This is a genomic window from Leptospira kobayashii (assembly GCF_003114835.2).
Taxonomy (GTDB): domain Bacteria; phylum Spirochaetota; class Leptospiria; order Leptospirales; family Leptospiraceae; genus Leptospira_A; species Leptospira_A kobayashii.
This window is the reverse complement of sequence record NZ_AP025028.1, coordinates 1384740-1399409: the sequence shown is the minus strand read 5'-3', so window position 1 is coordinate 1399409 and position 14670 is coordinate 1384740. Positions and strand designations below refer to the sequence as shown.

12 protein-coding genes are annotated in these 14670 nt (G+C 41.2%); 4 read left to right on the top strand and 8 right to left on the bottom strand.

What is annotated here, in order from left to right; translation table 11 throughout:
• Positions 1–8: 8 nt before the first annotated feature.
• Genes DI077_RS06155 through DI077_RS06145 form a run of 3 tightly spaced genes read right to left on the bottom strand, consistent with a single transcriptional unit; the run spans position 9 to position 3444 of the window.
• Positions 9–830 carry a hypothetical protein gene (locus DI077_RS06155; RefSeq protein WP_109018729.1) on the bottom strand — a complete coding sequence of 274 codons (822 nt, stop codon included), beginning with the start codon at positions 828–830 and terminating at the stop codon, positions 9–11.
• A gap of 1 nt (position 831) precedes the next feature.
• The gene (locus tag DI077_RS06150; protein WP_109018728.1) at positions 832–1932 is read right to left on the bottom strand and encodes an LIC10775 family protein; all 1101 of its coding nucleotides are present in this window, start codon (positions 1930–1932) and stop codon (positions 832–834) included.
• Positions 1933–1977: 45 nt separating this feature from the next.
• Complete coding sequence (locus DI077_RS06145) at positions 1978–3444, bottom strand: hypothetical protein (RefSeq protein ID WP_109018727.1); 1467 nt, start codon at positions 3442–3444, stop codon at positions 1978–1980.
• Positions 3445–3537: 93 nt separating this feature from the next.
• Between DI077_RS06145 and DI077_RS06140 the strand changes: the two genes are divergently transcribed.
• Positions 3538–3810, top strand: a complete 273-nt coding sequence (locus DI077_RS06140; RefSeq protein ID WP_242935384.1) for a hypothetical protein — start codon at positions 3538–3540, stop codon at positions 3808–3810.
• A gap of 11 nt (positions 3811–3821) precedes the next feature.
• Here DI077_RS06140 and DI077_RS06135 read toward each other — a convergent pair whose 3' ends face one another.
• The 3 genes from DI077_RS06135 to guaB are packed head-to-tail and all read right to left on the bottom strand — an operon-like array spanning position 3822 to position 6830.
• Positions 3822–4511, bottom strand: coding sequence for a 16S rRNA (uracil(1498)-N(3))-methyltransferase (locus tag DI077_RS06135; protein ID WP_109018726.1), 690 nt, complete (start codon positions 4509–4511; stop codon positions 3822–3824).
• Positions 4508–5290, bottom strand: a complete 783-nt coding sequence (locus DI077_RS06130; protein WP_109018725.1) for an outer membrane lipoprotein-sorting protein — start codon at positions 5288–5290, stop codon at positions 4508–4510. Before DI077_RS06130 ends, DI077_RS06135 begins: the two co-directional genes overlap by 4 nt.
• 13 nt (positions 5291–5303) lie before the next feature.
• Positions 5304–6830, bottom strand: coding sequence for an IMP dehydrogenase (gene guaB, locus DI077_RS06125; protein ID WP_109018724.1), 1527 nt, complete (start codon positions 6828–6830; stop codon positions 5304–5306).
• Positions 6831–6926: 96 nt separating this feature from the next.
• On the opposite strand from guaB, the gene DI077_RS06120 reads away from it, so the two are divergent.
• Positions 6927–8078, top strand: coding sequence for a DUF1577 domain-containing protein (locus DI077_RS06120; protein WP_109018723.1), 1152 nt, complete (start codon positions 6927–6929; stop codon positions 8076–8078).
• 5 nt (positions 8079–8083) lie between these two features.
• Here DI077_RS06120 and DI077_RS06115 read toward each other — a convergent pair whose 3' ends face one another.
• The gene (locus DI077_RS06115; RefSeq protein WP_109018722.1) at positions 8084–10006 is read right to left on the bottom strand and encodes a B12-binding domain-containing radical SAM protein; all 1923 of its coding nucleotides are present in this window, start codon (positions 10004–10006) and stop codon (positions 8084–8086) included.
• Positions 10007–10060: 54 nt separating this feature from the next.
• Entirely contained in the window at positions 10061–11344 is a 1284-nt protein-coding gene (locus tag DI077_RS06110; RefSeq protein WP_109018721.1) for an EAL domain-containing protein, read from the bottom strand.
• A 221-nt stretch (positions 11345–11565) separates the two neighbouring features.
• Between DI077_RS06110 and DI077_RS06105 the strand changes: the two genes are divergently transcribed.
• Positions 11566–13536 carry an O-antigen ligase family protein gene (locus DI077_RS06105; protein WP_109018720.1) on the top strand — a complete coding sequence of 657 codons (1971 nt, stop codon included), beginning with the start codon at positions 11566–11568 and terminating at the stop codon, positions 13534–13536.
• Entirely contained in the window at positions 13533–14669 is a 1137-nt protein-coding gene (locus tag DI077_RS06100) for a glycosyltransferase family 2 protein (RefSeq protein ID WP_109018719.1), read from the top strand. The genes DI077_RS06105 and DI077_RS06100 overlap by 4 nt, the downstream gene beginning before the upstream one ends.
• The last annotated feature ends 1 nt before the right edge of the window (position 14670 follow it).

The following is a 14670-nucleotide window of genomic DNA, read 5'->3' as shown; positions in this document are numbered from 1 at the left end:
GAAAAAGTTTAGATAATATCTTGAGCTTTCATCTGAAAGATCTTCTTACCAAAACAGAACCCCGCCCAAATCAAAAGCACAACCAGGACACTGCCCAAAGACCAAATCCCTTTTCTCCGGATTTCCATTTCTCCCCATGGTTTCCAAACCAGGAAGATCGACCCTTCCTTGGGAATATTTCCTTTGGCATTTCTTTTTTCCGAATCCCAGATGGACTCGTGCAATACATTTCCTCCCGTTCCGGAATCTGAGAAAGAACAGAAAGAACCCAAATTCGCCATGCAAACCGCATACAAGGAAAGATCTTTCTCCGGAGCGAAGCTGGAACGAATGGGAGCAAATTGAAATTGAATCACCGGACCGTAGTATTTAGAGGCACCGCGACTTCTTACGGTAAGAGGTGCTTGAAAACTGCCTCCTTCCTCCTTTAGTATTTTATAATTTTTCAAAAAGATAAATTTATATTGGGAATATTTCACAGCTTCTTCCGGATTGATATCCGTCACAGCGGTAATCCTTGTCATATACCCGATATAATCTCCCAAAAACAGAATGGATATACCGCCTCCAACTAACGAAAGAAAAACGGAAATCAAAATCATATATCCGTATTTTTTTATCAAATAGATTCCCATAAATAATAAAGGTAAAAACAGAATCACAAGCGCCCAAACGGAAATGGATACAGGCAAGTAAGCACCAAACGGCAAAACCGCGATAAGAAAACCCAAGATCAGACAAAGCCCGATCCAAAATAATTGAAATATGCTCGGCTCGGAATCAGGTCGCTTCGGTCTTTTTTTCTTAGGAGTTTCTACAAAGGCAAACATACTAATATTCCCTCATCTTAAATTCGGAACGAATCAGATTCCAATATGAGTTTGCTTTTTCCTTTTCCGTTTCGGGATAAGATAAAGAAATCAGAAAACCCAAAGGAGCTTTATAAAAATAATATTCTTTCATTTGATAATAGGATACGTTCCCCGTTTCGTCGATCACTTTCCATTTACTAATATAATCCCCGTTTTCTTCAAATCTGGTAAAAGATTTTTCATGGATCATTTTGGGATTCAAACCTCGCATCTTATCCCAAAATCGAAAATAATCTTTCGAATTCCGAAGTCTCGGAACCGTATCGAATGTGGACGCAACGGAAAATAAAATCTTCCTGGGTGCTTTTTTTGTTAGACCTGCTGTTTGTAAGGTGAGTGCTTCCTCCATATCATCCCAACCGTCGTTTCTGGTAGGAGAAAGAAATTCCACAAAACGAACGAGTCTGTACATGAAATTCTTTTCCAAACCGATATGACCTGCGTTCGTTCGAAATAATCCTTCATATCTCAATTGACTGGGAACGACCAATCTGTATCGAAATGTTTCGGATTCCAAAAACAAATTTCCCAAAGATTCCGGTCCGCCCGCATAACAACCAAACGGGTCCGATGCGAGAAACATTTCTTCCGGCTTGTCCAAAAGCCGACTGGAAAGCTGGCTCGTTAGTACATTCGCCTCTTTCGCCCAAAGAGGCATAAAATCTTTCTGTTTTTCCGCATGAAGTCTTTGGCAAAGTCCGATTCCCTTTCCCAAAAAAAGAGCATCTTTTTCTCTTCCCACTCCTACCAAAGCCTCCATTTCCCTGATGGCAAGATCCCCGTCTTCCAAAATGGGGAATTCCTTATGATAATCGTTATCTATCGTATAACGTATCTTTAGCGAAGGATAGACATGATAATTTCTTCCGAATGCATCTTGAGCGAGTTTTGTTTTTATAATTTCTTTGGAGGAAGCCAGGAACCGGTGATAACTGTTTTTTTCCTCAGCTTGAGAATCCAAAATCCAAGGACGTTGCATCAAAGGATCTACGATCAATGTTTCTTCGGAAAAGAGAACGAGAGGAAAAACGAAGAAAAAAAGCAGTATTCTTTTGTTCACAGATTTACTCCCTGATTACAGAAAGTATGTATTTCCGCCGCCGGATCAATCCTTATACTTGGATTGAATGAAATTAAGTGCTTGTGAAAAAATCCGTGTTAGGTCCTTTTTATGGTTTTCCTCATTCACCCGAGAAAGAATTCCCTTGAGACTTCTTTGTACCGCTTCGTAATTGGGAACATCAAAAAATGCTTTCTGAATATGAGGCCATGCCATTCGAACCAAATTCATAAACTCAGGAGTTCCCTTTTTTAGTTCTGCGATGGTTCTGTCCAAAGTCATTTTTACAATTTGAAAGTTTCTAAGTTTCCGCTGTAATAACTGTAAGCTGTCAGTGGTAAATTCGGTTTTGGAAGAAATTCCCTGGAATACCTGGTTCCAATCCACAGGTTCTGCTTTTGCTTCTTTCATCAGTTGAGCGCGAAAGGAAATTACCGTTTTTTCAAATTCCGGTTGGGCCCTCAGCCAGTTTTGATAACCTACTTGATCCGCTTTTTGCTGATAAGATACAATAACTGATGTTAATTCAATATACTCTCTAACCGAATAATTCCGAACAGTTTCCAAGTAAGGATCCTGTGGTTCCGGCTCTGGCTCAGGGGTTGAATCGAAATCCAAGATCCCTCCGATATCATCCAAAATTCCATCGGGGATTTCCGGTGCAGTATTTTGTGACTGGGAAGAACCGGAGTCTTCTTCAAAGTCCAGGTCTTCGATTTCATAATCGTCTTTCTTTTCTTGTTTGGAAGAAGGAGGTTCTTCAATAGGAGCGTTTTCGTCTACAGGAGGACCGATCTGAATCTCCAACGGTTGTCCGGTCAATGTATCTCCGAAGAGCTCGACTATCTCCTGTAAGATGGATTTTTCTTTTACCGGTAAGAGTGTTTTTTTTACAGGAGGAGGCGGAGGTGCGTTCGCTTGTGCAAGTGCCTCCGTCAAAGAAGCAGTTCCTATTTTCTCACCGGGATTGCCTGACACTGCTAGAGCCGCCCTTGCCGACTCCGCCATAAGTCCTTTCGGCTCTGTGATCTCTCCCGTCTTAGTATTTTCCAAAACGATCAATATCCCCCGTTCCGCAAAACGAGTATCAGCCGGGAAAACAAATTTCAATTTTTCTATGATTTCTTCCGTAATACGTTCGTATTGTTGTTCGGGAGCATTGTTAATTTTGTCCAACTCTTGCGCTTTGAGTTTTTCCTGAACCTTTCCCAGAACTTCAATGAAGTTTGTATTTAAATAACTGGAAATTTCCCCTTGAGGAACACCTAACATAGTGGAAAACTGAGGGAGATTTTCAAAAAAATGATCCGTCTTTTTGATATTCGCCGTCATATAGGCTTTCACTGATTTTGAAATCGCCTCTATCTGTGCGGGATCGGTTTTTTTGGCTTTGAGTAATCTTTTAAAAATATCGATATGTGCGTGAAAATAGGACAAAAACTCACCATAGGGAGTGAATTCATATTCCCCTTGTCCTTTTTTCTCAAGAACCTTTTTCGCAGTTTCAGCCATCTTAGATTTCCTCCAGACAATGGAAAAAACCTAGCGGGTCAAGTGATTTACGATCCGATTGACGAAAAGATGACCCACCCAAATCCTTGAAATATGAATCCTGTTCTAAAGTTTTTCATTCTACTCAGTCTGGTGTTTTTCTCCTTTGCTTGCAAAGAACGGGAAGACAAAACCATTGAGAAAAATCTGCTTCTTTATACATTAACTTGTAACGGCGGATCTTTGGGAGCTTGTCAGTCACAATGTGCGGCTGCCTACCCGAGCGTAACGGGGGACAATTTTCCGTCTGTCTCCACTTGCCAGTCCAATTGCACCACAAACTGCAACCTTTCCAATACTTTGCTTTTGCTCCTCAGCAAAAGATAAAAGACAGCACTCTAAGCTTTCTTTTCCGCAAAAGCAATCAAAGAAGCCGCAGCAATACCTGCGGTTTCCATCCGAAGGATTCCCCCGGGAAAAGAAAACTTAGGAATCTTTTCCAAAGACATCCATTCTTCTTCCTCAGAATGAAATCCTCCCTCTGGCCCGATCACAGGGATCAGTCCGGAAAAATCTCCCGGTTTATAAACATTTTCCGCTCTAGGATGAAGAATACAGATTCTACTCTTATTTTCCTCCATCCAGATCTTTGCATCCACTATCTCTAATAGGGGTAAGATGGCTTGTTTGGATTGGCTTGCGGCCTCTCTTACTATTTTTTTAGCACGATCCAGATTGAATTCCTTTCGGATGGAATGGCGGAAAATACAGAAATAGATTTTATGGATCCCCAGTTCCGTGGCTTTTTGAAGGAAAAAATCCAAACGATTACCTTTGGGCAAAGCAATCGCCAAAGTTAACTCTCGTAAGTTGCAACTCAGTAATGTTTCGGAAAGAAAGGAAATGGATCTATTTCCCGGTTCATAAGAATATAAGTAGGATTTTCCGAGACCGTCCCGAATCTCGATTTCACAAGATTGTTTGTCCAGACGAAGGCTGCGAAGGTGCGCAATCTCTTCCGGCAGGATCGGAATCTTTTCCTTAGGAACAAAACCTTCTCTGAAAACGAGAAAGCTGTCCTGTTTCATCGGCTCAGGTTATCGACTGCGAAAAGGGATTGATCGGGAGCTACCGACTTATCCACTTCCTGAATTTCCCAAACAGTGATACTACCCGTATTCAAGTCTAACATCTCCCAACGGGAAGCTTTTTGTAATTCTTCCACTTTGGAAGAATCTTTGATTTTGACAGGCCCGTATTTTAAGTTGAGGGTTTTGAACAAAATCCCGTCCTTATCATGAAAGTCGATCCTGTAGGGCTTCAGATCCTTTTTGCCGATTAAGAGAACCAGTTTTTTATAAAAATAAGGTAGGATCGGTTTCAAGGAAACGCGATAGAAAGATTCACCACCTATCTCAAGTTCGCCGTTCACCAAAGGATTGTAATTCGCCTGATAGGAATAACCCGACAAATCTATGTAAAAAAAACCTGTTCCCATCAATGCTTCGTATTTTTCATCATCCGTCTTTTTGAATAACTTGGCGCTTAAGACATTGAAGAAATAGATATTTTCCCCTTCGTCCTTGGTAAGCAGTTTCGATTCAAGTCCTCTCCCCTTTCTGTCAAAAAGATAAAGTGCATCTTCTCCGTTGAAGAAACGATTGATCTTCCAGGTTTCGGACTGACCGTTTCTTCGAATGAGTACGTAAGAACCTTTAACGAGTCCTTTTCCGTAATCCAATTCACGGTCAAGTCTTGCCAATAACTCCTGGGCGGATAAAACCGCATCAGGAGAGGCAGCGCCTTGCGCATTCAAAACGCAAGGCAGCGTGAAAACCAGAAAGAGATAAATCAAAGTATTTCGCATAATTTTGGTTTGGTTACTCAACTCTCATGGACGGTTTGGTATAGGAATACAATCCATGAACGGAACCTTGCGCCTGTGCTGACTCGGTTCTTCTTTCAAACCGAACTCGTCCTGCGCGAAGTGCCGTGTGTAAATCCGTAACATTTCTAAACCCCATATCTTGAAATGACTGTTTTAAACCTTGCACCAAATAAGGAATCAAATTCAAAACGGATCCTTTATCCACAACATACCCGGAAACACCTTGTGCCACCTTGATCTTTTGTGATTCGGAAAAATATCTTTTGTCTCCGCCTTTATTCATCGCTTCCAAACTTGCCATACCACGATAACGTTTTAGACGAATTCCATTCTCATAGAAATACTCTCCAGGCGCTTCTTTTGTTCCGGCAAACATGGATCCCATCATACACATAGAGGCACCGATCGCCAAAGCATTCGCAATGTCTCCGATATTGGAAATCCCACCGTCAGCAATCACAGGCACTCCATGTTTGGATGCATAGTGCGCGGTTTTATAAACGGCAGTTGCCTGAGCACGACCCACTGCCATCGTATCCTGAGTGATGCAAATGGAACCGGGACCCATCCCGATTCTAAGCCCGTCGGCTCCTGCAGCAATCAAATTGGCAGCTTGTCCTTGAGTGACCACATTCCCGGCGATCACATCAATGGAAGGATAGTTCTTTTTGATAAACTGAATCATTTCAATTTGATAGGATGAATTTCCTTGAGCGGAATCAATGATGATCACATCCACACCGATTTGAGAAAGTAAAGAAACACGTTCCAAAGATTCGGGCAATGTGGAAATGGCCGCACCTACTCTCAATCTTTTGGTATCATCTTTGGAGGCGTGAGGAAACTCTTTGTTTTTCTTCAGATCACTTCTGCAAATCAGAGCCACAAGTTTTCCTTGTTTGTCTACGATCGGCAATTTTCCTTTTTTACTGGTACGAAGTATATCATTTGCTTCTTTCAGGCTGATGCCTTGGTTTGCAGTGATCAGTTCTTTCGTCATCACCTTACCGAGCTTAGTGGAACGATCCTGTTCGAAATCCACGTCTCTGTTGGTAACGATCCCTACCAATTTGGTATTTGCAGTTCCGTCTTCGGTAATGGGAATCCCGCTGAAACCGTGTTTTTCTTTTACATCATCCAGATCGGCAACAGTGTGCTCCGGAGAAAGCAGTACCGGATCTTTGATAAACCCGTTTTCGAAACGTTTTACTTTTCGAACCTGCTCCAATTGTTCCTCAATGGTATTATTATAGTGTATAATTCCAATTCCACCCATCAACGCTTGTGCGATCGCCATCTCGGACTCCGTTACAGTGTCCATAGGCGAACTCATCAAAGGCCGTTTCAGAGAAATATTCTTGGAAAGTTTGGTATCCAGCTCCACATCGCTCGGATTGAAGTCGATAAAACCTGGCAGGACCAAAAAATCCCGGTAGGTGAGGCCCATATTGACCGAAAAGAGCTCTTCTCCGCTCACTCCGTCTAGGAGTTCGGTCCCTGGTTGGGGGTGATTTGACATAATTATCCTTCCTTTTTCTACTTTAGGCTAGAAAACTCTCCTTGCAAGAGAATTTCGTTTGTTTTTCGTCCGATAATTTAGACAGCACCAACTCAAATGGAAACAATTGAACGTACGAGACGATCTCTAGATGTATTTTCAGACAAGGACAAGAAACTCCACGTACTGACGAAGTTCCTTTTAAACCAGGAACTGAACATCAAGGACACGGAAGGCGGGGGAGACGTCTGCTATTTGAAAAAAGTAGCAGGAGACGGGACAAAAATCCTTGTAGGGACCCGCCCTACAACTACCCTCTATGTGGGGCAAAAATTAGTACTTTATAAAATACTAGGCAGATACCTCCACTTGGATTGCACCGTAGAACAAGACAAAGGTGACAATCAATATGTCCTGGTTCTGGACAAAATAGCGATCGCCAAAAAGGACAGAGAGAGCTCCCGACTTTCCGTTCCACCCGGTTCGGTCTGGATTACAAACATAATTTCCAGCAAGGCGAAGATCGAGACCGATATGTTTATCGTTCCCACTGCCGTAAAAGTGAGTTTTGAAGACTATGAAAACAGGCTTCATGGGAAATGTGATTTTATTAAAATTTCCACTTTCTCTTCGGATGATCCAGAAAAGATAAGGCGTGTTAAATCAACAAAAAAGATACTTCTGATTGAAGACACCCAAAAAGAAGAATCCTACGAAACAGCTCCGACGGAAGATTTTTTGGTATATTCGGAAGAAATAGATTCCGACGTCCAACAACAGATGAATCAGTTTAGAAATCAGAAAGTGATTTCGGAACTCATACTTCCCGTACTTTACCTGAATGACGATGATGAATCCATTCCCATCGGTTACATCCAAATGCAAAGTAAAACGGAAAATTTCGACCTGGTAAAAGCCATGGAAACAAAAACCCTCGCGTTTGAAATGGTGGATCGGATCAGACACTCTAACTTGGTTAAGGTGGATGGAAAGTATCCGGTGCTTGATATTTCGGAAGGCGGAATCAAAGTAAAAATCGATCATCCGGATCTTTTACAAAGCATTCCGAAACTCAGCGGATTTCATTTTGATATTTTCTTTAGGATGCAATCCCCTCTTACCGCTTTCGGAATGATCAAGTCCATCCAAAAAGATCAGGAAGGATTTTTAACCGTAGGTTTATCCCTTGCCGGTCACTCTTCCAGACAAGGTGAGAAAAAAAGATTTTTGGAGAATGTCGAGATCCTAAGAAAACAAATAGGAAAATAATTTTCCTATGTTTCTCCGTATTCCAAAACTTCGGTAGACCATTTCCTTTCCAAGTTCCGAGCTGCAAAGGAAACGGTTTCCGGATCGGACTTTTCCTGCAAATGTTTCCAAACCCTATCTTCTACCGTTTGATCCGGGATCCATGCGAAAGGCATTGAAACTCCTAATTTTTCCGCGTGAGAGGATGCAAAATCGGAATTCATTTCCTGATATAAAACAACCGACTCCGTTCTTTCCATTTGTTTTTGCCAAGAAGGACTAATCGCAGCATCTTTCTTTAAAATAAAAATCAATCTGCGTTGCATATTTTCCCCACGGTGTGCCAATGCACGGGAAAGGTAACTGGGGTTTGCTTCCCGGATGAGTGCTTCCAAAAATCCTATCAAATCCAAAGAGACTTCTCTTTCCGTATAAAAAACAAAATCCATTGTGCAGAAAGGATCAACTCCCAAGCGAACATCCATTAGTTTACGAACGGAATCTTTTTTAGATTCGAAATCTTTGCTAGTAAACCAAACGGATTGGTGCCTTGCTCCCGGCAATTTCGCCCTGGAAACTAGTGCAGTCAGATCCAAAGTATCCAAATCAAAATCGTATCTATCTCTTATGTTCTTATCCGGAGCACATAAAAAAGGTCTGGGAAATTCATCCAGTCTTCTGTCCAACAAATCCTCGGCAAGATACAGACTCTCCACCAATTGGTCCGGGGAAAAATCGGCAGTTCGAATGATTCTGTAAGGCGGTGCCATAAGATAGTCCAAACCTTCCGACTCCGCATCCCTTCTCATTGCGGTGCCGGGGAGAACTGACAACGGAAATGCCTGAACCCACTCGCCAAGTCCGTGTTCCAGAAAAAAATGAATGCCCCTTTCCACATCTTCCGGTTTATCACCGGGGAGACCTATGATCAGATCCAAAAGCAAATCAATCCCTTCACCGGCGAGCATCTTTGCCACTTCGGCTACTTTGGCAGGATCTCCATACCGCTTAACACGCTTTAACGTTTCACGGTTTACGGACTGCATTCCCAATTCAATACGATTGAACCCGGCTTTTCTCAATTTGTTGGCTAACTTGGGAGTTACCCCTTCCGAACGAAGTTCGGCAAACATGGACATTTGCCCGTCCGAGTTTACTTCCGCAATCGCATCCAGAAAGTTATCAAAACCTGGTCTGTGATTGAAAGTAGGATCTAAAAAAACAAGTTCCTTCGCACCCTGGTCTTTCAAAGAGCGAATCAATTTGATGGTTTCTCCGATATCAAGAGTTCTCAGATTCTGGGAACTCTTGGGATAAAAACAATAAGTACAAGAGGATTTGCATCCTCTCACTGTCTCCAGATAAGTGGATCTCTTCGGATCTACTTTCAAAAACCCATTGGTATAAGGTGAAGGAAAATCAGTAAGAGGAAAATCAGGAGAAAGTTCCCGGGAGAAAGCTCCCATTTTTCCGAAAGAATTTCGATAGGCGATATTCTCGACTCCGTCTAACGAAGACTTATCGAGCAAAGTTTTCATCAGTTTGGCAAAACTATGTTCCGCCTCTCCGCTCACTGCGATATCGTAACCTTCTTCCGAAAGTACAAAAGGGTTGTCGTGATTTACCTCGGGGCCGCCTATTATGATCTTCGATTTGGGTGATTTTTTTTTGATCTCCCGGGCAAGATGCAAACTCCTTTCGGTATTCCAAAGGTAAAGGGAAAATCCCACGAAGGCGGGTTCGTCTTTTGCAATATGATTTGCGAGTTCTTCATCCCCCATAACATCTGTTTCATCAGGGGAAAGCACTTCGGTACTCAGACCAGATCTGCCAAGTCCGGACAATTCCAGTGAGCTTGCAAGAGTTCCCGCTGCAAGGGGAACATTGCCGGTAGCCGCATAATAGGAAGGCGGAGGGACAGGTAGTTGGATGAGTTTGAGAGTTGCCAAGTAGTCCTCTATCCGTCATATAAACAGAGAATGAAAGATTGGCAAAAACTTTCCCTAACGGGAAACGACTATATCAATGAAGAGGATTAAATTTTCTCCGAAATCCCTGGAAAATGTACGCAACATCACATTGTCAGTGATGTCATGATAAACAGGAGAAATCGCCCAGGCATCTTCACTCGTTCTGGATTTATGGATGTGTTCGAAAAAATAAGGTCTCCAGGACCAGTTTTTACCCAAATAACCGTAATCGGCTAACATCCCTTTCTTGGAATCGTGAACATAGTTGGGAGAAATCTGAAATCCCAAAAGATTGGTGATGTACATTCTAAAAAAATCCCTGTCTTTGGAAATTTCGGAATCTGGCCTGCCGGTCCATTCGTAAACTCCGTCCGTATTATCAAAACCGAGAGTGATCTTGGATAGTTTTTCCTTCCACTTCGTTTCCCATTCGATTTCCGCATTCATCTCTTCATTTTTTCTTTCATGAAAATATTCCAATGAACGGCTCATTTCGGAACGGAATGCGAATCTCTTCGCAAACTCTTTCTCAGGTTTGGAAAAATAATATCCTTGTATGTAACGTGCACCGTAATTAAGAGAATTATAAAGTTCATCATTTGATTCGATTCCCTCGAACAAAAGAGAACTTCCGAGAGACTCTCCCAATTTGGAAAGATTCAATAAAATTTCCTTGAAGTTTCTGGAGAACGTAGATCTACGTAACATCTGTAAGTCGACTTTGATGATTTCGGGATGATACAAACCGATCCGATCCAGGTTGGAAGCTTCGGAACCTGCGTCATCGACTGCAATACTAAATCCTTCGTTCCTATAGAGACTGAGGAGCGGTTTTAGAATTTCCAAATTATGTTCGAATCTTTCCTCGGTGATCTCTATCACAATACGGGTAGGATCAATTCCAAGTTCTCTCACCTTTTGAATCGTAAAGGGAAGTTTTGCCGGATAATTTTTTAAAAAATCAAACATTAAATGAGGAGAAACATTGATGAATAATTTGGTTTCGGGAGGTGCTTCCTCCTTAAACTTTTGTAAGGCGAGATAACGGATCTCCCTATCGATTTTCTTTTTGATCCGAAAGAGATCGCTGGTTCGATTGACCGATTGGCCGGGACCACGCGCCTGATCGAATGCAAGAAAGAAAGGACCCAATGATTCCAGACCAGTGTCCGTAACTAGCCTTCCCAGCACTTCGTATCCAAAAATGCCGGTAGATTCCGAGGATAAAATGGGTTGGAAAACAGGCACAATCCTTCCAGAACCCAACCAATTTTCCCACTCCTCTGAACTTTTACGTGTTCTCTCTTCCAAAATCATGTTTTAATCTATCTATTGAATGCAAGAAAGGTACCAAGGAACTAGATCTCACAATCTTTAATCAAATTGCCCAAATTCCAAACAAGGGAAAATAAGGGCCACCCAAGGCTACGCAAATTGCCTTTTTTTTAGACAAATTGGTTTCAGATATAGGGAAAACTCTTAGCTTTTGGAAAATGACTTGGACAGAAAGGATTCTATAAAGGAATGGAACGATTAGGATGTTTTATTATACGAAGTATTGCTTTACCTTACTTTCGATCCTTTACTTTTTCTTTAGCCCCACATCCCACCCTATCTTCCAGTTTGAAATCTTCGGAGTCACTCTCACTGTTGCTTTTGTATTTTCCATTTATGCTTACTTTTATCTGAAATCAGACCCGAAGAAAATTCTGGATTTGATTCTATTTTTAGTTTTGCTCGGACTCTCCGCCGTCAAGTGGGGAGAATACGACCCACTCCGAGTCCTTCCGGAAAAAGCTTCCGTAAAAATGACATTCCTCTTTTGGGCGGTTCTACTGATCTATCATTTCAAGAAAACACGCACGTCGGAATCATTTACAAAACTCGGTTCCATCATAGCTATCTTTCCGAATATAGCACTCACTGCTTACAATCCAAACGCGATTGTTCCCGTTTGTTTGGGTTTGGGTTACGGACTTTTGCCGAAAGAACTTTCTCAATTTCATTTTCCAAAGATAAGATCAAAAACCTTTCTCATCCTGACCTTGTTTATTTTATCCGCATTTATTTCCACATTGCGAGGGCTTGATTCGGAAAACGGACTTTTACAATTTTATCTATTCCTGATCGGCGGTCTCGTTCTCATCCGGGGATATTATTTGAATCCTGAGGAAAAGGAAAAAGTATTATCGTGGTTAGGTTATATATATTATATCCAATGTTTGTTTTTTATTCTGAAGTTAAGTTTGGATACCGGTTTTGAATTCAATTTCAATCGAAGTAGTTTTTATCATCTTCCCGTAAGTCTCCTCGGCGCCAATTCCGCGATCTTTGCCTGTTTATTTCTGGTTCAGCTGATCAGAAAACAGGCAATCATGGAAAAAATATACAACGCATTCGGCTTGGGCATTGCACTTTTATTTTTGGGAATTTCCAGCTCAAGAAGTTCCATCCTGATGTTTATCTGTTTTGCAATATTCGTATTCGGAATTCTGGTAAGAAAAAAATTCAAACTCAATCATCTGTTTCTTCTGATTCTGGCCGTTCTTATTTTAATATTTTTCAACCAATTCAACGACAAAAAACTGATCAACCTGGATTCAATAAACATCCGTTTGATGATTTGGAAATTTCATATTACGAATACCCTTCACATCTCTCCTCTGTTCGGATTCGGGTTGTTTCCGGAAAGCCAGTTACTGTTTTTAGATACGAACCTGGATAGTTCCTCCCATTACCAGACCATATTGGATTACGTGAATGAATTCAAGTCGTTCCCGTTGGCCCATAGTCTTTTCATTCAATTATTCAGTTCTCTCGGAATCGCAGGGATCATACTATTGGCAATTTTACTTTCTTTGTGGATCAAAAAGGTTTTCTCGATTGTGCTTTCGCAAAACGAAAAGACAAATCGTTACGTACTTTTGGGAATCAGTTTGGTATGGCTTGTTCACGAAATTTTCGATTTTAATTCTTTTGAAATTCCGAATCTATATGCGATGCTATTGATTTTAGGAATCGCTTTGGATCCTAAAGATAAGGAAGAGACAAGGATCGAACCGATCGAAAAGAAAATCTTTCTGATTTTACTCATCGGATTCACATCTTTGTTTTTCTACAAATCCTTGCAATGGAATGAAACGGAAAGTTACATTCGTAAATGGACAAAATTATACAAGACTTCCAATTTTGAATTCTTTCAGTACAATTCGAAAAACAAGTTCGCCCATTTACCGGAAGAGCCCGTGGAAATAGAAACTTGGAGAGAGTATTTTTTAGGAGAAAAATACATTCATCTTCAAATGGCACGCGCGAAACATCAAAAATCACCTGCCTATTCGCACTATCTTACTCTTTGTTTCAACAAAACAAACCAAAAAGCATTTTGTTATTCCGAGTTATATGATCTGTTGAAAGAAGAAAAGGACAACCAAAGACTACTTCCTTTCATCAAAGCCATACTCTCCATACATGATCCCTATAAAATATATCTGAGCCAAAAACAATGAAAAAAAAATCCGTTAGTTTTGTAATTCCCTGTTTGAATGAAGAACAAACTCTTCCTTATGTTTTGACAAAATTGGTCAAAATCAAAAAAGATCTAAGCGCAAGTTTTGATGTCGAAATCTTGGTTTCGGACAACGGAAGCACCGACAAATCTTCGCAAGTTGCCAAATCCTTCGGAGCAAGAGTAGTTCCTTGTGCTACCAAAGGTTACGGTGCCGCTTTGGATTCGGGAATACGCAATGCGAAGAGCGAAATCATAGTATTTGCAGACGCGGATGATACTTATGATTTTCTAGAGGCGCCTGCCCTCATCCAAAGCCTTGTACAAGGCAATTATGATATGGTGATCGGATCCCGACTGGACGGAAAGATCCATAAAGGAGCAATGCCTTTTTTACACAGATATCTCGGAACTCCTGTAATCAACTTCATCATCAATTTATTATATGCGAAAAAAACAAAGATCAGAGATTCCAACTCAGGATTCAGATGTTTTACCAAAGAAGCTTACCTTTCCTGGAATGTAAAAAGTACGGGAATGGAATTTGCTTCGGAACTTTTGATCCAATCTTTGCTTCATGAATCCAAAATCCATCACGTCCCTGTTTCCCTTTGGCCGGACAAAGAAGGTAGAATCCCTCACCTAAAAACATGGAGAGACGGAATGCGTCATCTGCTTCGCATTTTATTCTATGCCCCTCATCTTTTCGAATGGATGGGGATCGGACTTTTTATACTATCTTATAGCAATCTGCTTGTGGGAACATTTACAGGCATCGTCCATTTCGACGGGTTCAATTTGTACGGCGGTCATTCAATGATCGTATTTTCTTTTTTCAGTATCATGGGAGTTCAGATCTGGGGGACAGGTCTTTCCATCGCTACCAAACAGAACAGAATATCGAAATACTATAAAAAACTATTGGATCTTCCCGAAGACAAATTGTTCTTCTTTGCATTGTTCGGCGCTTTGACTTTGATTTCTTCTTTGGTTTATACGATCATTCAATGGAAAAAAAACCAATACCAGTTTATCAACTTTGAGCACCAGTTGTTATTTCTAACAACGACAAGCCTTTCTATTTTCGTGATCACCTTTCAAACCGTTTCCGCTCATATCATGAAACGGGAATGAT